22 protein-coding genes are annotated in these 18,378 nt (G+C 69.7%); 14 read left to right on the top strand and 8 right to left on the bottom strand.

The genetic code is table 11. The features are described from left to right. Positions 1-69 precede the first annotated feature (69 nt). The 4 genes from LIP_RS16310 to LIP_RS16295 form a co-directional block, all read right to left on the bottom strand. Positions 70-276, bottom strand: coding sequence for a hypothetical protein (locus LIP_RS16310; RefSeq protein WP_068140795.1), 207 nt, complete (start codon positions 274-276; stop codon positions 70-72). Positions 277-334: 58 nt separating this feature from the next. Beyond that, positions 335-523, bottom strand: a complete 189-nt coding sequence (locus LIP_RS16305; protein ID WP_068140793.1) for a hypothetical protein — start codon at positions 521-523, stop codon at positions 335-337. Between the two features lie 76 nt (positions 524-599). After that, positions 600-1,994 carry a beta-propeller fold lactonase family protein gene (locus LIP_RS16300; protein WP_144440553.1) on the bottom strand — a complete coding sequence of 465 codons (1,395 nt, stop codon included), beginning with the start codon at positions 1,992-1,994 and terminating at the stop codon, positions 600-602. Between the two features lie 116 nt (positions 1,995-2,110). Beyond that, complete coding sequence (locus tag LIP_RS16295) at positions 2,111-3,661, bottom strand: Na+/H+ antiporter NhaC family protein (protein WP_068140788.1); 1,551 nt, start codon at positions 3,659-3,661, stop codon at positions 2,111-2,113. Between the two features lie 81 nt (positions 3,662-3,742). Between LIP_RS16295 and LIP_RS16290 the strand changes: the two genes are divergently transcribed. Next, positions 3,743-4,492 carry a hypothetical protein gene (locus LIP_RS16290; RefSeq protein ID WP_144440552.1) on the top strand — a complete coding sequence of 250 codons (750 nt, stop codon included), beginning with the start codon at positions 3,743-3,745 and terminating at the stop codon, positions 4,490-4,492. Positions 4,493-4,497: 5 nt separating this feature from the next. Beyond that, positions 4,498-4,776, top strand: a complete 279-nt coding sequence (locus LIP_RS16285; protein WP_144440551.1) for a hypothetical protein — start codon at positions 4,498-4,500, stop codon at positions 4,774-4,776. Positions 4,777-4,779: 3 nt separating this feature from the next. Here LIP_RS16285 and LIP_RS16280 read toward each other — a convergent pair whose 3' ends face one another. The 3 genes from LIP_RS16280 to LIP_RS16270 form a co-directional block, all read right to left on the bottom strand. Further along, positions 4,780-5,538 carry a hypothetical protein gene (locus tag LIP_RS16280; RefSeq protein ID WP_068140778.1) on the bottom strand — a complete coding sequence of 253 codons (759 nt, stop codon included), beginning with the start codon at positions 5,536-5,538 and terminating at the stop codon, positions 4,780-4,782. A gap of 186 nt (positions 5,539-5,724) precedes the next feature. Continuing rightward, positions 5,725-6,864: a sensor histidine kinase gene (locus LIP_RS16275; RefSeq protein ID WP_068140776.1), complete on the bottom strand. Its 1,140-nt coding sequence runs from the start codon at positions 6,862-6,864 to the stop codon at positions 5,725-5,727. Next, positions 6,861-7,571, bottom strand: a complete 711-nt coding sequence (locus LIP_RS16270) for a response regulator transcription factor (RefSeq protein ID WP_068140774.1) — start codon at positions 7,569-7,571, stop codon at positions 6,861-6,863. The genes LIP_RS16275 and LIP_RS16270 overlap by 4 nt, the downstream gene beginning before the upstream one ends. A gap of 227 nt (positions 7,572-7,798) precedes the next feature. On the opposite strand from LIP_RS16270, the gene LIP_RS18180 reads away from it, so the two are divergent. From LIP_RS18180 to LIP_RS16240, 8 genes are all read left to right on the top strand, one after another. Further along, positions 7,799-7,969, top strand: coding sequence for a YHS domain-containing protein (locus tag LIP_RS18180; RefSeq protein ID WP_082726470.1), 171 nt, complete (start codon positions 7,799-7,801; stop codon positions 7,967-7,969). 241 nt (positions 7,970-8,210) lie between these two features. Next, entirely contained in the window at positions 8,211-8,345 is a 135-nt protein-coding gene (locus LIP_RS20180) for a hypothetical protein (RefSeq protein ID WP_269433358.1), read from the top strand. 227 nt (positions 8,346-8,572) lie between these two features. Beyond that, a complete protein-coding gene (locus LIP_RS16265) occupies positions 8,573-9,652 on the top strand; it encodes a hypothetical protein (RefSeq protein WP_144440550.1) in 1,080 nt (359 codons plus the stop codon). Positions 9,653-9,665: 13 nt separating this feature from the next. Beyond that, on the top strand, positions 9,666-11,672 hold the full coding sequence (locus LIP_RS16260; protein WP_068140771.1) for a heme lyase CcmF/NrfE family subunit: 2,007 nt from the start codon (positions 9,666-9,668) through the stop codon (positions 11,670-11,672). Next, entirely contained in the window at positions 11,669-12,145 is a 477-nt protein-coding gene (locus tag LIP_RS16255) for a cytochrome c-type biogenesis protein (RefSeq protein WP_068140769.1), read from the top strand. Before LIP_RS16260 ends, LIP_RS16255 begins: the two co-directional genes overlap by 4 nt. 34 nt (positions 12,146-12,179) lie before the next feature. After that, positions 12,180-12,623 (top strand): hypothetical protein, encoded by a 444-nt coding sequence (locus tag LIP_RS16250; RefSeq protein WP_068140767.1) that lies wholly within the window; start codon positions 12,180-12,182, stop codon positions 12,621-12,623. Positions 12,624-12,640: 17 nt separating this feature from the next. Beyond that, positions 12,641-12,925 carry a hypothetical protein gene (locus tag LIP_RS18695; protein ID WP_068140760.1) on the top strand — a complete coding sequence of 95 codons (285 nt, stop codon included), beginning with the start codon at positions 12,641-12,643 and terminating at the stop codon, positions 12,923-12,925. A gap of 202 nt (positions 12,926-13,127) precedes the next feature. Further along, positions 13,128-13,442 carry an SHOCT domain-containing protein gene (locus LIP_RS16240; RefSeq protein WP_068140758.1) on the top strand — a complete coding sequence of 105 codons (315 nt, stop codon included), beginning with the start codon at positions 13,128-13,130 and terminating at the stop codon, positions 13,440-13,442. 78 nt (positions 13,443-13,520) lie between these two features. Here the strand turns inward: LIP_RS16240 and LIP_RS16235 are convergent, their stop codons facing one another. Further along, the gene (locus LIP_RS16235) at positions 13,521-14,012 is read right to left on the bottom strand and encodes a superoxide dismutase family protein (protein WP_068142244.1); all 492 of its coding nucleotides are present in this window, start codon (positions 14,010-14,012) and stop codon (positions 13,521-13,523) included. Positions 14,013-14,356: 344 nt separating this feature from the next. On the opposite strand from LIP_RS16235, the gene LIP_RS16230 reads away from it, so the two are divergent. Genes LIP_RS16230 through rsxE form a run of 4 tightly spaced genes read left to right on the top strand, consistent with a single transcriptional unit; the run spans position 14,357 to position 18,375 of the window. Further along, positions 14,357-15,694 (top strand): RnfABCDGE type electron transport complex subunit C, encoded by a 1,338-nt coding sequence (locus LIP_RS16230; protein WP_082726468.1) that lies wholly within the window; start codon positions 14,357-14,359, stop codon positions 15,692-15,694. Continuing rightward, positions 15,691-16,656 (top strand): RnfABCDGE type electron transport complex subunit D, encoded by a 966-nt coding sequence (locus LIP_RS16225; protein WP_068140749.1) that lies wholly within the window; start codon positions 15,691-15,693, stop codon positions 16,654-16,656. Before LIP_RS16230 ends, LIP_RS16225 begins: the two co-directional genes overlap by 4 nt. Then, positions 16,649-17,686 (top strand): FMN-binding protein, encoded by a 1,038-nt coding sequence (locus tag LIP_RS16220; protein WP_144440549.1) that lies wholly within the window; start codon positions 16,649-16,651, stop codon positions 17,684-17,686. Before LIP_RS16225 ends, LIP_RS16220 begins: the two co-directional genes overlap by 8 nt. 11 nt (positions 17,687-17,697) lie before the next feature. Beyond that, positions 17,698-18,375 carry an electron transport complex subunit RsxE gene (gene rsxE, locus LIP_RS16215; protein ID WP_082726466.1) on the top strand — a complete coding sequence of 226 codons (678 nt, stop codon included), beginning with the start codon at positions 17,698-17,700 and terminating at the stop codon, positions 18,373-18,375. Positions 18,376-18,378: the final 3 nt, after the last annotated feature.

Raw genomic sequence — 18,378 nt, 5'->3', positions numbered from 1 at the left:
CTCGGCGCGCGGCGGCGCGAAAGGCTGGCGGCATCCCAGAGCGATCGTGGCATACAGGTCATGCTACGTTCACGCCATCGCAGGCTGTGCCGCGGTCTTCGCGATCCGCTGGGCCGCGAACTGGCACTCGGTGACGCAAAGCTGCAAGTGATGGGCCCCTTCCTGTAGGAGGTCCCGCACCCGCTGGTCGGGAGTCGAAGCGCTCAGTTGCTGAAGCTGCTGCATCACCTGCTGGCACCTCTGGATGCACGCCTGGATCTGCTGGTGCGCCGGCACCTTTCGCGCCTCCCTTCTTGTCATGATGATCTCGGCGGTCCATTCACCCAGGAAGTACTCAGACCGGTCGCTGGATCGGCTGCTGCGCCTGGTTGCACGTGTCGATGCAGATCTCGACGTGACCGGCGGCTTCGGTGAGCATGTAGCGGCTTCGCTGTTCCTGCACGCCGTTGGCTACCGACCGGATCTCGTTCGCCAGCTGGGTGCACGTGTTGATGCAGTCCTGAACCTGCTGCTGGATGGGCATGACTCTCACCTCCCGGGAAGAGTATGTCCCGGACTGCAGTCGATACGTCCCCGTGGCTTGCGATGACCACCTTCTCTCACTCGCGTCCACGCGGAGCCTCGACGTGACCGTTGAGGCACGGTAGCCCGACCGTTCCCTGAGTCATGGTCGGTTCCCTCCGTCTGACGTCCAACGGGTCAATGGCCCCTGGTGATGTCGCGCGCTCTCGGGGGCGAGCACCGCGACGCTGGCCACCACCAGCCCCGCGCCGACCACCTGTGTGGGAAGGACCAGCTGTGGCGATGGTGGCCAGGGGTCGCCAGCTGCCGACCTCCACGGCGGTGACACTGTCCCCTTTCCAGTTAGCCGTGTAGACGCGCCGGCCGTCCGCAGAGGCCCGGCTCTCGTTGGGGCTACCTCCCACTTCGACCCGCGCCAGCTCCCGGTACGGCTCGACGGGGTCGCCCGTGTACGCGAAGACGCCCAGCTTGTCGATGCCCTGCAGGACGGCGTAAAGGTAGCGCCCGTCCGGGGCGAAGTCGATGTGGTTCGGGTCGGCCTCGGGGTAGGCCAGGGTCTGAACGACCCGCTCGTCACCGGGGTGATCCACCTGGATGATGTCGAACCGGTCCTCTCCGGTGACGGCGACGTACCTCCCGTCGGGGGATATGTCCGTTCCGTGGACGCGGTGGCCCACAGGGACCCGGCCGATCTCCGCGCCTGTTCCCATGTCGAAGATCCTTGGGGTCCCCGCGTCGGCATCTGCCACGTAGAAGCGGTCGCCGTCGGGGTGGACGGCGATGCCGTGCGAGGCGGCCTCTCCGACGGGGAGCGTCTTCTCCACGGTGAAGCTCCGGGCGTCGACAACGGTCACCGTGCCGTCCAGCGCATTGGGGACCAGGATGCGGTAGTCACCGGCTCCTTGAATCTGGACCGCAGGCGTCTGCTCCGGCTGCCCGGCCTGGGCCTGCGCCTGGGAAGTGTCGTGCCCCAGAGCGGCGTGTAGATCCGAATCGAGCTCCCACCGGAAGCTGCGCATCGCCACACTGCCCACGCTGTGCAGACGCAGCTCGATCCACTCGGTCTGCGGGCCAACCACCGCGGCTCCATCGACCTGGGCTGGCAGAGAGGCCACGGCCTGGGGGTGGTGGCTGGACCGCGCCAGGTAGGTCCAGTCGAACCCACCGACTTCGCGCCCATCGCTGGTCACGAGGGTGAGGAGCGAGGGGAAGTCCAGCGTCGTCAGATCCCCCGAGTGGGTGGTCATCCTTACCTGGAAATCGAGGCTCGTGCCGTCACCGGCGTCGAGCGGCGTGGCCCAGAGGACTTCCACGTAGACCGGGCCCTGGTCCGAGACGCGCCAGAGGGCCGCCTCGGAGACCTCAGCCGCAGCCCCTGTCTGGAACATCAAGATCAGCGCCGCGAGCAGCACTCCCATTGTGAAGCGAGCGAGCCGCCCCCGTCGCATGCACGTTCCTGAGAGGATCCTCATTTTCCCCCACACTCCCTCACTCTTCAATCCATACCCGGGTAGGGAATAACAACCCAGACCATTATTCCCTCCGGTGGGAGGTGGTGTCAAGGAAAAGCCTCTGGTTGCTGTTGGACTCAGAGCCTGGCGAGGCCGGCGACCGCGAAGAACAGCGCGGCCGCCCCGGCAGCGACGAGGTTGTAGGGGGTCATCGCCCGGACGTAGGACATGTGGTCGGCCTGGGCCGCCCCGGCGGCCATGGCGGTCATCCCGGAGAGAGGTGAGGTGACATCGCCGAAGGTTCCTCCCGAGAAGACGGCCGCGGCGGTGAGGGCGACGGACGCGCCCGCCGAAGTGGCCAGCGGCAGGGCGAGCGGCATCATGAGGGCCCACGCTCCCCAGGAAGAGCCGACCGCGTAAGTCAGCGCTCCCGTCACCGCGAAGACGAGGAGCGGCACCAGGGGCGCGCCCAGCCGAGCGCCCACCGCTGTCCGGATCAGCTCCGGCAGTCCCAGCTCCTGGGCGACCGTCGCAATGGGCCAGGCGAGGGCGAGGATCACGATGGTGGTCATCATCCGGTTGCCTCCCTGAAGGAGGGCCTCGGTGGCCGAGCGGAGCGGGAAGCCTTGCGCGGCGAAGGAGAGCCCGGCCAGCACCAGCGTGAGCAGCAGGGCTACCAGCATCATCCGAGAGGCATCGGCGGCGGCCACCGCCTGCACGAAGGTGCGCCCTGGAGCCCGACCGTCCCACCAGAGGAGCCCGAAGCTGAGGCTGATCAGAAGGAGGACGGGTGCCAGCAGGTTGACGATCCTGGGCTCCAGGACAGGTTCATCCTTCTGCATCGGGTGGCCTTCGGCCGTACCCGTCTGCTGGCGGGCGGTGGCTGCACGCGCGCGCGGCGTCTCGGGGGTGAGGGGTTTTGCCGTCTCCGCCTGAAGGCCGGTTAACGAAGGCGAGGCCAGGAGGCGCTGCCGTCCCGCTTCTTTCTCGCCTGCGGGCTCGTCGCCGCGCGCCTGCGCTTCCGACTCCTCCATGAGGCCCCACTGCCGACGGGCGAAGAGCGAGGCCAGAGCCACGGCCAGGGAGGTCCAGCTGAAGAAGTTGAAGGGGATGGTGCGCAGGAAGAGGGCGAACCGTGACCCATCGATCTGCGCTGCCGTCATGCCCGCTCCCAGCACGGCCAGCATGTAGGTGAGGAAGGTGGTGGCGGCGGGAATCAGCGCGATCAGCGGGCTCGCAGTGTTGTTCAGGGTGTAGGCGACGCGCTCGGGCGACACACCCACCCGCCGCGCCAGGGGCGTGACGAGGGCACCGGTGGTCACGACGCGGAATCCGCAGTCGATGAAGGTGAGGGGGAGCACCGCCCATGCCACCGACAGCGCGCCTCGAGAGGTGCGGACGCGACCCGAGAGAGCCCGAACGAAGCCCTCCACGCCCCCCGCCCGCTCCAGGAGGACCACCAGGCCACCGAACAGGTAGAGGAAGAGCAACACGTCCAGGTTGCCCCGGTCGGCGAGCACGCCGCCCACCAGGTCGACCAGCCTGCTGGCTGAGGCGATCAACCCGGGAGAGGCCAGGGCCGCCCCGACCCAGAGCCCCACCAGGAGCGACGGGATCACCTGGCGGGTGGCCGCTGCGAGGCCGATGGCCAGCAACGGCGGTAGGGCGGAGGTCCACGGTTCCGGCATGCGTCGCCACCCTCGGCAATACGTATCGACCTTAGCGTGGCCCGCTCGGGCGTCGTTCACCCGGGGACCGCTCCCGGGTGGATGCGACCTGCGCCTGTGCTGTACGGCGTGCTAGAATGGCATCAGAACGGTTCCACCCAGACTACGGAAGGGGAGGGTCCAGCACTGGATCAGAGGGCGTGGCGCCAGATCCCCGAAGCGCAGCGGCTCCTTCAGGCTCATTTCCCCGAGCTGGTGCTCGTGGGCGAGACGGCTGCGGCCCTCCACGCGGGTCACCGCCACTCGCTCGACGGGGACCACGTCATGACCGAACTGCGTGAGCACTTCGACGGCGTCCTTGCCCGGCTCGAGGCCCTCGCCGCCTGGAGCACCCGCCGGGTGCGCCCGCCGGTCATGATCCTCGGGCGGTTCCAGGGCGTTGAGACGGGGATTCGACAGCTCGTTCGGTCCGTGCCGCTGGAAACCCAGGAGATCGAGGGGATCCGGGTGCCCACCCTGGCCGAGATGGCACGCATCAAGGCGTGGCTCGTGGTGACTCGGAACGCCACGCGGGACTTCGTGGATCTCTGTGCTCTGTCCGCCAAGCTGGAAGACGGCGTGGAGGACGCCCTGCGGCCGTTGGATGACCTTTACCCCCAGTCGAGTGGTGAGACGGTCACCCGGCAGCTTTGCAGGCAGCTCGCCGAGCCGAGGCCGTTCGACCTGGGTTCCGTGGACCTCCGCCGCCACCACGGCATCCGGGCCCCCTGGAACCGCTGGGAGCATGTAGAGGCAACGTGCAACGAGCTCTCGGACCGGCTTGCCCGCGGCATTCTCGGACTGCAGGAGTGATCGGCGTGGAGCATCGCCACCTGAACCCAGGGTATGAGGACACGGTGGAGGCCGTCGAGGACGTGCTCGAGCGTGGGAGCGTCGAGGACTGGCGCGACCTGGCTGCCCGGGTGCGCGAGGACCCTGGCGGGGCCGCTGCTCGGGCGCTCCGGACCGTTCTGGAGCACCGGACCATGTATGGAACGACCGTGATCTGGAGGCGGTTCCTCGATCGGGTGGAGGCGCGCGGCAGGACCGGGCGGCGATCGCCCGGTCCCGCATCCAAGCGGAAGGTGAAGGCGTAGGACTCAGTGCCCCTCGCTCATGGCCACGAAGGTGCCGTGCCATCCGTGGTACCAGACCTGCCCGGTGCTCGCGTTCACCGAGAGCATGCCCGTGATGGTCCCATCCCGCTCGATGTGGAGCGTGTAGTAACCTGGGAAGGGATCCGGCTCGACCGCGGTGCTTCCGGGGAAGTTGGCGTCCAGCCACGCCTGACCCAGCTCCTGCGCGCGCTCGGGGGAAACGGAACCCTGGGCCGTGTCGCCCGGCCCCGCGGGGCCTGGCTGGTCCCAGCCCATCATGCCGCCGCCCATCATGCCACCGCCACCGTAGCCACCCATGTGGCCGTACCGGGTGTTCCACATCATGTTGGGGCCGTACTCGGGGAAGACGGCGCCCGTGCGGGGGTCCGCCAGGAGCTCGAAGGCGCCCTCGCCGCTGGCGGTCTCGGCCACGATCGCGTAGAAGTTGTTCTGGAACTGCATCACCTCGGCGACCTCGAGCCCGGGAACGCCCAGGCTGTCCACGTAGGCTTCGAACGCGCGCTTGGCGTCGTCCAGGGAGGTGAGGGGCGTGGCATCCGGGCCGGCGTACCCGCCCATCATCCCGCCAGAGCCGCCCATCATCCCGCCGTAGCCGCTCATCATGCCGTACCCGGCCCCCGCACCGGGAGCGGCCCAGGAACCGTTCTGCGGGCCGGCCGGCTGGGCCAGCAGCGTCGCGCCGTAGAGTCCTCCCACCAGCACGAGCCCACCCAGAAGGATCCAGAGCGTTCGTCCACGCATCTGCGTGACCTCCTCTCGGCGCGTTCCGTCCCCGCGCCGCGTCTCGTCCGGAACCTCGTCCGGCAGCTCCAGTATGGCAGCGGCAGATCAAGCTACCATGAGCCGCACGATCAAGATTGAATCAAGAAGGAAGGCACAGTAGGGGCAGGGGCCGGCCAGGCTGGCCGAACACCGCACAGCACGGCCTCACCGGGCCACCGGCAGGGTGAACGAGAAGGTCGCACCCCGTCCGGGCCCCGGGCTCTCCACCCAGATACGGCCGCCCATGGCCTCCACCAGGGCCCGGGCGATGGTGAGCCCGATGCCAGATCCGCCGGCCGCCCGGGAGCGGGAGGGGTCGACGCGGTAGAACCGCTCGAACAGGTGGGGAAGGTGCTCGGGGGCGATGCCGACACCCGTGTCGCGGACGGAGAAGCGTACGTCTAGTCCGTGACGGTCGGCCGTCACCTCCACCGAGCCCTCAGGAGGCGTGTAACGAAGGGCGTTGTTGAGGAGGTTGGTGAGCACCTGCAGGGTGCGGTCCGAGTCCGCGAGCACCGGGGGAAGATCGTCGGGCACGGCCAGACGCAGGGTGACCCCCTTCTCAGCGTACGCCGCCTCCAGGCGTGCGGCGGCGTCCCGAGCCAGTTGCCCGGGCTGGGCTGGAGCGAGCTGGAGAGCCATCTGGCGGGCCTCCGCCCGCGACAGGTCCTGGAAGTCTTGCACCAGCCGCCGCAGCCGGCCCGCCTCACCGTGAAGGAAGGCCCAGGTTTGCTGAGAAGGGGCGACGACCCCATCGAGCAGCCCCTCCAGGTATCCTTCCAGGTTGGCCACCGGCGTGCGCAACTCATGCGCCACATTGCCGATCAGCTCCAGGCGACGGCGTTCCGTCTCCTCCAGGGTCGCAGCCATCGCGTTGAAGCTCTCGGCGAGTTGGCCCACCTCGTCCCGATCGCCCACGGGAACCCGCTCGGAGTAGCGGCCCTGCGCGATGCGGCGCGAGGCCGAGAGCATGTGGTGCACGGGGCGCGCGATCCAGTTGGACAGAACGAGGCTTGCCAGCACAGCCGCAATCCCCGCGGTGAGGGCTGCGATCCCCAGGGCCTGGAGCATGCCCTCGCGGAAGACCCGGGCCGAGAGCTCCCGCACGCCAGTCATCATCCCCGGAGACATCATGTCTGTCGTGCCTTCCATGTGCGGGCCCATGGCCTGGTCCATGAGGCGGTCGAAGAGGGATGGTGCGACCAGGGTCGCGGCCGCGAAGAGCGTGGCCACGCCCACAGCCACCACCACCAGGTAGCCTGCCAGAAGTTTGCTGCGCAAGGACCCCCGGATCCACCGGCTCATTGGTCTTCGACCTCCGGACGGTCGTTCAGGCGGTAGCCCACCCCGCGCACCGTCTGGAGGTAGCGGGGGCGGGAGGGGTTTTCTTCCAGCTTCTTGCGCAGGTTGGCCACGTGTACGTCGACCACGTGGTCGTCGTAGGCCGCCGCGCCCCAGACGTTCTCCAGAAGCTGGTCCCGGGTGAAGACCAGGCCCGGGTTCTCGGCGAGGGCTGCGAGGAGGTCGAACTCCCGAGCTGTGAGGGCCACTGGACGGCCCCGTCGGGTCACCTCGCGACGCGCCCGATCGATGATCAGCTCACCGACTCCCTGAGGGGGCGGAATCTCCGGGTCGAGGCGCACAGCCTGCCGGGGCCGGCGCAGCATGGCCTTCACCCGAGCCACCAGCTCCCTGGGCGAGAAGGGCTTGGTGATGTAGTCGTCCGCGCCCACCGAGAGGCCGACGACCTTGTCCACCTCCTCGGCCCGCGCGGTGAGCATGAGCACGTAGGCGTCGGAGAACTGGCGCAGCCGGCGGCAGACCTCGAACCCGTCGAGATCGGGGAGCATCACGTCCAAGACGACCAGGTCGGGCCTCCAGCTCCGGGCGAGATCCAGCGCTCCGGGACCGTCGTGAGCGGCGCGCGCCTCGAACCCTTCCCGCCGCAGGTATCCCGACACGAGCTCCACCAGGTGAACCTCGTCGTCCACCACCAGGACCCTCGTCGCCATCGCCTCCACACACCTCCCCTGCCTGTGCACGATGTCTCTTCCCGCCCCATGTGCCCGGACCTCTCCGATGGTCCGGGGGAGCCGGTGACGCCCGGAACGATCGTGGACCTTTCCTACGCCGCCGAGCATGGATAGAATACACCTGTCGAGCCGTGGGCCGGCCGGCGGCAGGCAGGAGGGTGGGCCGTCGCCGGGTTCAGGCCCCGTATCCCTCTGGAGGTGAGCCCATGGCCAAGGATCCCGTCTGCGGCATGGACGTGAACGAGCGCGAGGCGGCGGCCAAGTCCGAGCATGCCGGCGAAACGTACTACTTCTGCTCACCGGGCTGCAAGGTGGAGTTCGAAAGGGATCCCCACAAGTACCTGGGGGAGGGACATGCCCACCACCCTCATCACTAGAGGGCGGACCGACGCGACCCCATAGCAGGGGAATCCACAGCGCCATTCAGGGGTCGGAGGAGTTGCTCCCGGCCGCGCTCAGGCGGGGGCGTCTTACCACTGCTCGGCGGCGGCAAAGACGGCAGGGTGCAGCTGGTGGCCGTTGAGGTACGCTGTGGCGTCCCGGTCGGGGCGGATCGCGCGGGCGCGGTCGAGGTAGCGCTCAGCCGGCGGCCCTGCGCCTCGCCGCGAGCACCTGCCGGTGCAGGGACGCGCTCCCGGGCAGCAGGGTGAGGTGGACCCCATGCCCGAGATGCGGCGGCTCATCGCTTGCATGCTGCGGTTCGACCCCGAGCTGGACGCCCTGCTCGGCCCCAACGGGTTAGGGTTCGGCTGACCTGAAAGCCCCGGACGATAGGCCGATTGTCCCGGGGTTTCCCTCTCTATTTGCCCGGGCTGGCCTCCTCTCATCCTCTTCTCAGCTTCCTCTCAGCGTGCTCTCAGGATACGGCGCGACCATCGACGCGGAGCGGCATCCGGGTGCGGGGCACGAGTCCCCCGGGGTGGAGCCGCGGTTGTCCTGGCGCGCACCCAAGAATGGGGCCCAGGCTGGGGGGAGACGCCGTGAAGAGGCAACCGTCGAGAGGGTCGATCGCTGCAGCCCTCACAGTGGTGATGCTGCTCGTCGTGGTGCTCACCCCGCCGGTCCGGGCGGCTGCCGGGACGTCGGAGGAGCTTCGCATGGAACGCCTCACCGTCGACCTGCGACCGGAGTACGATGCCCGGGGTGAGATGCTCGCCATCTACCAGGCGACGTACGTCAACACCGCGGAAAGGCCGGCGACGGCCGACGTCGCGCTGTGGGTGCCGGCGGGGGCCCGTCTCGGAGAGACCTGCGAGCTCACGGCGGAGGGCGAGCACGTGTGTCAGCTGCCCCGGGTCAGCCAGGCGGAGGGGGTCGACCCGGGTGACGACGGGAGCGGTTCCCAGGGCCTTTGGGTCCGGTGGTCCATGGGGCGGGCGCTCGCGCCGGGTGAGCGTTACCGCGCCCACATGGAGTTCTACGTGCCCGTGGACGTGAGCAGGCCCGAACGCACAGTGACCTTCCGCTACCCCGGATCGCCGACCGTGGATCGCATACAGGTCCACTTCATGCGTCCAGCGGCGGCCACCGGGTTCACCTCGGACCCCGAGCCGACGTCAGGTGCCTCCTCCGGCACGGCTCCGGTCTTCTACTACGAGATGGCTCCGAACGCGGGAACTCCGGTGACCCTCACGGCCCGCTACGCCCGAAGCACCAGCGAGCCGTTCGCGGCAGCGGCAGCATCGGGTGAGCAAGGCTCGGGAGAAAGCCGGCCGCCGTCCGGCGCCCCCGGATCGATGCTCCTCTCCCAGGTGGGATCGTGGGGGCTGGGTGTGGTCGTCCTCGCGGTCCTTACCTACTTTCTCGTGCGCGAGACGACCGGCCGCGGCCGGCAGCGCACACCGGCCCACGCCGCCGCCCGAGGGGGTGGGTCGGGCGGTAGCACCGCCGGCGGCGCAAGGCACCGCCACCCGGAATCGCCGCAGGCAGGGCGGCCGAGCCCGCGTCGGCTGCAGCCCGAAGAGGAGCGCCGGCTGGCCCGCCAGGCCCTCCTGGAGGGGCGTATCAGTGAGGCGACGTACCGGGAGCTCGTAAGCGATCTGCAGGAGAAGAGCCGCTGAGAGGTGGTCGCTCATGGAAGCGCTGGGTCGCTTCAGCCTGATCTTCGCCTTCGTCTTCTCCCTGTACGGGCTGGCCGCCTTCGTTCTGGGGACCCGTAGCCGGCAGGAGCGGCTCGTGCGCAGCGGGAGGAACGCGGTAGCGGCCACGGCCCTCTTCCTCACGGCGGCCACGGCGGTGCTTCTCACCGCGCTGATTCAGAGCGACTTCCGATTCGCCTACGTGGTGCGCTACACCACCACGGACCTCTCCCTCCTCTACAAGGTGTCTGCGCTCTGGGCGGGTCAGGAGGGCTCGCTCCTGCTCTGGCTGTGGACGTTGCTGCTCATGAGCGTGGCAGCGCTCTACCTCCCGCCCGGAGAGAAGCCCCACTTCGTGCCGTACGTGGGTGCTGTCCTCCTGGGCGTCGCCCTCTTCTTCGAGGTACTCCTCCTATGGGTCACCCCGCCCTTCGAGACCCTGGCTCGGGCGCCGGCGGAGGGAATGGGGCTCAACCCGCTCCTGCAGAACGTGGGCATGATCATCCACCCGCCGGCGACCTACCTGGGCTACGTGGGCTTCACGGCCCCCTTCGCCTACGCCATGGCGGCGCTCATCACCGGGGAGACCGACGATGCCTGGCTCCGCTTCACCCGGCGCTGGACCCTGGCCGCCTGGCTCTTCCTCAGCGTAGGGATCATCTACGGCATGCAGTGGGCCTACGTGGAGCTCGGGTGGGGCGGCTTCTGGGGCTGGGATCCGGTGGAGAACGCCTCGCTCATGCCGTGGCTGACGGGCACCGCCTTCTTCCACTCGGCCATGATCCAGGAGAAGCGGGGCATGATGAAGCTCTGGAACGTGATCCTCATCATCGTCACCTTCCTCCTGACGCTCTTCGGCACGTTCCTCACCCGCAGTGGGGTCCTGAGCTCGGTCCACGCCTTTTCGGTCGACAACCTGGGGCCGTTCTTCCTGGGCTTCATCGCCCTGGTAGCCGCCGGCTCGCTGGGTCTCACCTTCGCCCGCCGGCACCTCCTCAAGGAGGAGCGAACTCTGGAGGCCCCCGTCTCCCGGGAGAGCAGCTTTCTGTTCAACAACCTCCTCCTGGTCGGCGGCACGTTCGCGGTCTTCTGGGGAACCGTCTTCCCCATCGTCTCCGAGGCGGTGCGGGGCGTGCGGGTCACCGTGGGGCCACCGTTTTACGAGGAGGTCATGGGGCCCATCGGGGTGGCGCTGATCGCCCTGATGGGCGCCTGCCCGCTGCTTGCGTGGCGCCGATCCTCGCTGCGCAACTTGCGGCGCAGCTTCCTGGGACCCGTGGTGGCCTCGGGGGCGGCAGCCGCGGCCTTCTACCTCTGGCTCGGCGTCAGCCAGTGGGGGCTGCTCGTGGCCTTCACGGTCATGGCCTTCGGACTGGCCTCCATCGTTCAGGAGCTGGTGCGGGGCACCCGGGCCCGGATGCACCTTTCGGGGGACGGGTTGGTCCTCTCGTTCTTCCGGCTCGTCCACCGGAACCACCGGCGGTACGGGGGGTATCTCGTCCACCTGGGCACCCTCGTGCTCCTGGCCGGCGTCACCGCCGCCACCGCCTACCAGCAGTCGCTGGAGATCGCCATGAAGGCGGGGGACATGGCGATGCTGGGGCCGTACCAGGTCCACTTCACCGGTCTCCGGGAGCGCCGCGATTCCGCCGGCAAGGCGACCGTCTATACCGACATGGTCGTCTCCAGAGGCGGTGACCGGCTCGGGATCCTCCGGCCGGAGAAGGTGTTCTGGGACACCTTCGAGCAGCCCACCACCGAGCCGGCCATCCTCGGGAGCTGGCGAGAGGACTTCTACGTGATCCTCAACGGCTGGGAGGGGGCGGAGCAGGCCAGCTTCAAGCTGATCGTCAACCCCATGGTCTCCTGGATCTGGTGGGGCTTCTACCTCCTCATCGCGGGAACGGTCTTCGCCGTCTGGCCCAACGCCGCGGAGTGGCGTGAGGCGCTGGCGGAACGGCGCGAGCGCGGGGCGTTCCTGGAAGGGAGTGCGGGGCGGTGAGGACGGTCATGCTCGTCGCCGCGATCCTCTACGCGCTGGCAGGAGGCATGGTCCAGGCTGAGGCCCCCGACGCCCGCGCGGAGGTGCGGGCCTTGGAGGCGGCGCTCATCTGCCAGTGCGGCTGCGGCATGGTGGTCAAGGACTGCGAGTGCAGCTGGGCTGTGGGTGCCCGCGAGGACTTCGCCGCCCGGCTGGGGGAGGGGCAGACCCGCGACCAGATCCTGGCCGACTACGTGGCTGCCTACGGCGAAACGGTTCTGGCGGCTCCCACCAAGCAGGGTTTCAACCTGACCGCGTGGATCTTGCCCTTCGCCGCCGTCATGGCAGGGGCGACACTCCTCGTCCTGCTGGTGCGCCGCTGGGCCCGCCCGGTCCTCAGGGAGGAGGCGGCAGGGCCGGCCGCGGGTCTGAGCGACACCGAGCGGCGCCTGCTCGAGCAGCGTCTCGCCAGGGAGATGAAGGATTACCTTTGATCACCCAAGCAGCCTGGCAAGGGGGGACGACGCCATGCCCTTCCTTCTGCAGACGCTGCCGCTCTTGAACCAGGGCTTCCACGGCGGCTCGGCCAACGTCCGGCTGTGGATGCGGGTTACCGGCCAGCCCGGCCACGCAGGGATGCTAGGAGGCGTGCTCATGATCCTCGTGGGCCTGGCGGCGGGGATCGGCCTCCTCTACGTGGGGCGCCGCGCGGCCAGACGGGGCCAGGGGATCCAGCTGGCGGGCGAGTCGGACGTCTCCAGGACTTTGGGGCCCGACTCCGCCGGGGAGCTCTTCGAGGCCCTGGTGGGGCTTGAAGCCTCCCATCTCCGGGGTGAGGTCCCCGACGACGCCTACCGGGCACGGCGGGAGGCCCTCATGGGAGTGCTGGTGCAGCTCGAGACGGAACGGGCGGGTGTGCCGGCACGCAGCGGAACGGGAGGGGACGCCGGCCCCGGAAATCCTCAGGGGTGACGCGAATGGAGGGCGTTATGGTGCTTCTCATTCTGGAAAGTGTGCTCCTGGCGGTGGGGATGGGCCTGGTTCTGTTGCCGCTGAGGCGCGGGGCGGCTGGGATCACCAGGGGCGTCGAGGTCGGTGGTGGCTCGAGTCCATTCCACACCGGCGGCCGGGAGGCCGCGCGCAGGCGGGTGCTGGTGGGGCTGGCCGAGCTCGAGATGGACTACCGCACCGGAAAGGTGTCGGACGAGGACTACCGGGTGATGAAGGACGACCTGCTGGCCAGGGGGACGGCCCGACCCCGCCGGCGCCCGTGAAGCCGAGCTCCGCCGCCGCCTCGAGGCCGAGGTGGCCGATGCCGTACGAAACCGGGTCGACGGATGGCACGCCCGCAGGGACGGGCCCGGCGCCCATCGAAGTGCAGGAGTTGGCCGACCCTGAAGGCCCTACGACAGGCACGTGGCGGTACGGGGCACGCTACGTGGACGCAGGGGCACGTCCCAACAAGGGGGCAGGCGGGTGCACTGGTTCTGGAACAACGGGTGGTACACAGGGCCCGGGAGCTTCTGGGGGTTCGCCCTGGGTGGGCTCTTGAACCTGGTCCTGATGGTGGCCGTCATTGCGCTGGTGGTCTGGGTGGTACGGGTGATCTGGCGCCCTGATGCGGATGAACGCGCCGATCGGGCCGGCCCGCCCGCCAGGCTCGAAGCGGGGCCCGGGCCAGGGGAGCCGAGCGCGCTCGAGTTGCTCAACCGCCGCTACGCAAAGGGCGAGATCGACCGGGAGACGTACCTCCAGATGAAGCGGGACCTGGAGGAACGGGCCGAGCCCTGACGCCTCTGACTCCCTGGGTTGGCCCGGGAGGGAACGGCCTCCCGACATTGAAGGATCCGCCGGCCAGGACGCGCCCGTCTAGCGGATCACCCCGCAGGCCAGGCGCGGGCCTGAGTCGCCTGCCGGCTGGGTGCGGTAGTCGTCCGGATGCTGGTGCACGATCACCGAGCGGCCCACCACGTCCTGCGGGCGAAAGCGGTTGGTGAAGAAGCTCGCCTCCGCGGTGCCGTCGTTGGAGAAGAGGACCGGGAAGTCGCCGGCATGGTTGCCGTGGGGCTCTCCGTCGGGGTTGAAGTGGCCCCCGGCGGCCGTGAAGGGGTCGTTGGGATCGCCGACCTCGCAGGTCCGCTTCTCGTGGATGTGGAAGCCAAGCGGCCCCGTGGGCGGAGGTCCGGGCCGGTGCCCTGGCAGCCCCTGCACCCGCACGGTCACGCGGGTGCCGCCGGGGACGGCCTCCAGCGTCATCGTGCCCGTGATCTGCGGGGCCAGCGGCCCGCCCCGGAGCTCGGCGGAGGCCCCGGCCGCCCGGGCCTGGAAACCCCACCGGTAGACGCTCAAGAGGATCAGCATGGCCGCTGCGATGCCTACCGGCCACGCCCAGCGGGGGAGCCTCCCCACGATGATCCGCTGCAAGACCACCGCCTCCTCGGTATGCAAGGGTGGGGACCCCGTAGCCCCCGCCCCGTGAAGATCTTCCCCCACCCATGGGTATGGGCGGTTCCCCCGAAGATGTCTGAAAGGACCCATCACGCTAGGTTCTCTGACGCACGAGCCCTTCTGGGCGCGGCTTTACAGGCCCTCGCGGTGGTGGTACACTGAGTCGGGAAGTGAGTGATAGTCTTCACAAGCACATAGTCCGAAGGACGTCATCCGAGCCGTGCGGCAGACGCCGTACCGTTGGAGGGGCAAGGTCGATGCGAGGGCGGAGGATGCGGGGCGGCGTAAGGACCGGGGAGCAGCGGAGCCCCCTCGGACCCATCCTTTCAGTGGCCGAGCCGGGCCTGCTCGTTCTTGCCTGTGCACAAGCCGGTCGCCCGCTGAAGCCGGTGGTGAAGAAACGCGACGCCGTGCTGGGCGGCCAGCGCCTGGCCGAGCCGGAGGGCGACGGTGTTCCGCTGCACGCTCCCCTTTCGGGGGAAGTGACGGACGTGGGGCCGGCTTTGGGACCTACGGGCGACCTGGTCCTTTCCATCTTCATCAAGAGCGACGGCCGCGCCCAGTGGGCTCCGGCGGAGTCGGGGTGGCCCGACCCTGAAGCGCCGCCGCCGGAGGCGATCCGGCTGCGGGCGTTCGAGGCGGGCATCCCCGACCTGGCCCGGGGCGGCGTTCCCCTGGCGCGCAGCCTGGCACCCGATCAGCCCGTGGAGAGCCTGATCCTTAACGCGTGCGTCACTCAGCCGCACGTCCAGTCCGAGCGGGTCCTCCTCCACGCGGAGCCTGCCACCGTGCTGTACGGGCTGCGGGCCGCGATGCGGGCGACAGGAGCCCACACCGGCATGATCGCCCTCTCGGGCGCCGACCGTCGCTTCGCCCGAGTCGTCAAGGATTTGCTGCACGACGGCGAAGCGGTCCAGGTGCACGTGCTGTCGGATCGCTTTCCCCAAGGCCTGGAGCGCTACCTGATCCCATCCCTCACCGGCTCGGAGCTTGCCCCTGGGCAGACGCCCGGCTCGCTCGGGCTCGCCGTCTTCGACGTGACCACCCTCTACGCCCTGGCCCGGGCGCTGCGCGACGGTCGGCCCTTCACGCACCGGCTCGTCACCGTCGCCGGCGATGCGGTGGCCACGCCCGGCAACTACCTGGTTCCCCTGGGAACGCCCGTCTCCCACCTGCTGGACGCGGCGGGCCGGGCACGGGAGCCACGCCAGATCGTGCTGGGCGGCCCGCTCACGGGGGTGGCCGTGGGGAGCGAGGAGATCACCACGTGCGCCTCCACCCGTGCGGTGCTGGCCCTGAGCCAGGCGGCGGCGGCCTCGGTACCCACCACCCTCTGCATCCGGTGCGGCCGGTGCATCGACGCTTGCCCCGAGGCCCTCTCGCCCATCTACCTGGCCCGGTACGCCGAACGGGAGCGCTGGGCCGACGCCGAGGCCGAAGGGGCCATGCTCTGCAGCGGATGCGGCGCCTGTGCCTACGTCTGCCCGGCCGGACGCTACCTCTTCCAGTCGATCCAGCTGGCCCGGTACGAGATCGGGCGGAAGCGGGACGGGGTCGCGCACGAAACCACCAGGGAGAAGGTGGTGGTGCGGTGAGCACCGCCCCCACCACCGTCACCCAGGACGGTTCCGCTCCCTCGAGGCCACCGCTCGTCATCGGGCCGGCTCCCTACACCCACGCGGCCCTTACCCGGCAGACCATCACCTCCGTTTTCACCGCGGCCCTGGTCCCGGCGCTGGGCGTGGCGATCCACCTCTTCGGGTGGCGCTCCCTGGCGGTCGCGGTCCTGGCCGTGGCCGGAGCCTACGGGGCCGAGGTGCTTGCGCGCTGGGCGCGAGGGCGATCCCTTGCTGTCCCCGCGGGTCCTGCCCTGGTGACGGGGCTGGTCCTGGCCCTTTCGCTGCCGCCGGGGGTCCCCCTCTGGTTGCCGGTGGTGGGGGCGCTCTTCGGCGTGCTGGTCGCCCAGGAGCTCTTCGGAGGGTACGGCTACCAGCTCTTCCATCCAGCCATGGTGGGCAGGGTCTTTCTCATGGTGAGCTTCCCGGCCCTCATGGGTGGGTGGCTCCAACCCTTCGACCTGGTGACCGGGGCGACCCCCCTGGCGCAGCTCCGGGAAGGCGCGGGCCTGGACGTGTGGCGTCTCTTTGCGGGCACCACGGCGGGATCGCTCGGGGAGACTTCGGCCCCGGCCATCCTGCTGGGGGGCGCGTTGCTCCTGGCGAGCCGGGTCGCCGACTGGCGGCCGGTGGTGGGGATGCTGGCCACCGTGGCCGCGATGGGCTGGGCGTTCGGTGAGCCGCCCCTGACCGAGCTCCTGGCCGGGGGGGTCCTCTTCGGTGCCTTCTTCGTCACCACGGACCCCGTCACCACGCCCCTGACCCGGCTGGGGCGGCTCCTCTTCGGGGTGGGCGCCGGGGCCGTGACCATGGTGATCCGCCTCTGGGCCAGCTACCCGGAAGGCGTGGCCTTCTCCATTCTCTTCATGAACTCGCTGGTGCCGCTGGTCAACCTGCTGACGCGCCCGCGGCCCAGGAAAGGGGCGACGGCCGGTGCGTAGCGCCTGGCGGATGATCGTCGTGCTCGGTCTGGTTTCCCTCCTCTCGGGGGCGGTCCTTGCCGTCTTCTACGGGTGGATGAACCCGCGCATCGAGGCCCAGCGCCTGAAGGCCCAGTTCGAGGTGGGCTTCAAGCAGGTCTTTCCCGAGGCCGCCGACTTCCAGCCCGTCGAGCCGGAGAAGCCCTTGCCTGACGCGGTGGAGGAGCCAGTCTACGAGGCCCTGGACGCCGGCGGGAACGTCCTGGGCGTGGTCTACAACGTGATGGGCCAGGGATCTCAGGGCTTGGTGAAGCTGGCCGTAGGCCTGGAACCCAAGGAGGGCCAGGTGGCGGGCGTGGCCGTCCTGGAGCACACGGAGACGGCCGGGCTGGGGTCACGCATCGAAGAGCCCTCTTTCCGGGACCAGTTCCGGGGCAAGTCGGTGGTCGATGCCTTCCAGGTCGGCAAGGACGTGGACGGCATCACGGGCGCCACGGTCTCGTCACGGGCCGTGGCCAACGCAGTGGGCCGGACGGCCGGCGATGTCCTCATGGCGTTGGGCTACCGGCTGCCCCGGGCGAGCCGGGCTCCCACGCCGCCTGCGGACGAGGCCGGAGCCAGCTCGGAGGCCGCAGCCGCGGGACCCGCGCCCCCGCTCGCCCTGGCGCAGGAGTTGCTGGGCTCCGAGGTGGAGCTTCAGGGGCCTGTCTGGGAAGCCCGGGACGCGGCGGGTGCACCGGTGGGCCTCCTGGCCGAGGCGTCGGCCGACGGCTTCGATGGTCCCATCCGGGTCCTGGTGGCCGTGGATCCCCAGGCGGGGGTCGTTCGGGGCATCCGGGTGGTGGAGCAGAAAGAGACGCCGGGCCTGGGCGCCCGGGTGGCCGAGCCTGAGTTCGCCGGCCAGTTCGCGGGCAAGGCCCTGGACGCCCGCTTCGAGGTGGGGACGGACATAGACGGGATCACCGGCGCCACCATCTCCTCCAAGGCGGTGGCCGGAGCAGTGGCCAGGGCGGTCCGGCAGATCACCGGGCTCCAGGGTCAAGACCGGTAGGGGGTACGACCATGGCCAGAGAACCACGGGCACGCTGGAGCGAGCTGAAGGGGATCCTCTCCCAGGGTCTCTACAAGCAGACGCCGCCCTTCTTCCTGGTGATCGGCCTCTGCCCGTCGCTGGCAGTGACCACCGGCGTGCTGTACGGCGCCGTCATGGGCATCGCGGTGACCTTCGTGCTGCTGGGATCCAACGTGATCGTCTCGGCGGTTCGCCGGTCGGTTCCGAGGACGATCCGGATCCCCGTGTACACCATCGTCATCGCCACGCTGGTGACGGTGGTGGATCTGGTGCTGGCGGGGACGATGCCGCCGGTTCATCGGATCCTGGGCCTCTTCGTGCCGCTGATCGTGGTCAACTGCATCATCCTCGGCCGGGTGGAGGGGTTTGGATCGCACGTGTCGCCCGGGCGTGCGGCCGCGGACGCGATCGGCTTCGGGCTGGGCTACACGTGGGCTCTGGTGGCGATCTCGTCGATCCGGGAGATCCTGGGATCCGGAACCTGGTTCTCTTTCCAGGTGCTGCCGGCGGCGGCGCCCACCGTGGGCCTCTTCAAGCTGGCTCCCGGCGCGTTCATCACCATGGCCGCCTTGCTGGCCATGCTCAACCTGCTGCGCCGGGGCGGGGGGACGCCGGCCAGGCGGGAAGCCCAGCCGATTCCGGCCGTGAGCCGGAACCTGGCCTCGTGAGGA

The sequence above is a fragment of the Limnochorda pilosa genome, from assembly GCF_001544015.1.
Taxonomy (GTDB): domain Bacteria; phylum Bacillota; class Limnochordia; order Limnochordales; family Limnochordaceae; genus Limnochorda; species Limnochorda pilosa.
The sequence above is the reverse complement of the archived record's forward strand: the minus strand, read 5'-3'. Positions and strand labels throughout refer to the sequence as shown.

Excerpts from the sequence above, each read along its gene's own strand:
- LIP_RS16275 (WP_068140776.1), bottom strand. The coding sequence starts at position 6,864 with ATGAGCCGGTGGATCCGGGGGTCCTTGCGCAGCAAACTTCTGGCAGGC.
- LIP_RS16280 (WP_068140778.1), bottom strand. The coding sequence starts at position 5,538 with ATGCGTGGACGAACGCTCTGGATCCTTCTGGGTGGGCTCGTGCTGGTG.
- LIP_RS18695 (WP_068140760.1), top strand. The coding sequence starts at position 12,641 with ATGGTGCTTCTCATTCTGGAAAGTGTGCTCCTGGCGGTGGGGATGGGC.
- LIP_RS16250 (WP_068140767.1), top strand. The coding sequence starts at position 12,180 with ATGCCCTTCCTTCTGCAGACGCTGCCGCTCTTGAACCAGGGCTTCCAC.
- LIP_RS16260 (WP_068140771.1), top strand. The coding sequence starts at position 9,666 with ATGGAAGCGCTGGGTCGCTTCAGCCTGATCTTCGCCTTCGTCTTCTCC.
- rsxE (WP_082726466.1), top strand. The coding sequence starts at position 17,698 with ATGGCCAGAGAACCACGGGCACGCTGGAGCGAGCTGAAGGGGATCCTC.
- LIP_RS16300 (WP_144440553.1), bottom strand. The coding sequence starts at position 1,994 with ATGAGGATCCTCTCAGGAACGTGCATGCGACGGGGGCGGCTCGCTCGC.
- LIP_RS18180 (WP_082726470.1), top strand. The coding sequence starts at position 7,799 with ATGGCCAAGGATCCCGTCTGCGGCATGGACGTGAACGAGCGCGAGGCG.
- LIP_RS16290 (WP_144440552.1), top strand. The coding sequence starts at position 3,743 with ATGCGACCTGCGCCTGTGCTGTACGGCGTGCTAGAATGGCATCAGAAC.
- LIP_RS16235 (WP_068142244.1), bottom strand. The coding sequence starts at position 14,012 with ATGCTGATCCTCTTGAGCGTCTACCGGTGGGGTTTCCAGGCCCGGGCG.
- LIP_RS16270 (WP_068140774.1), bottom strand. The coding sequence starts at position 7,571 with ATGGCGACGAGGGTCCTGGTGGTGGACGACGAGGTTCACCTGGTGGAG.
- LIP_RS16230 (WP_082726468.1), top strand. The coding sequence starts at position 14,357 with ATGCGAGGGCGGAGGATGCGGGGCGGCGTAAGGACCGGGGAGCAGCGG.
- LIP_RS16305 (WP_068140793.1), bottom strand. The coding sequence starts at position 523 with ATGCCCATCCAGCAGCAGGTTCAGGACTGCATCAACACGTGCACCCAG.
- LIP_RS16295 (WP_068140788.1), bottom strand. The coding sequence starts at position 3,661 with ATGCCGGAACCGTGGACCTCCGCCCTACCGCCGTTGCTGGCCATCGGC.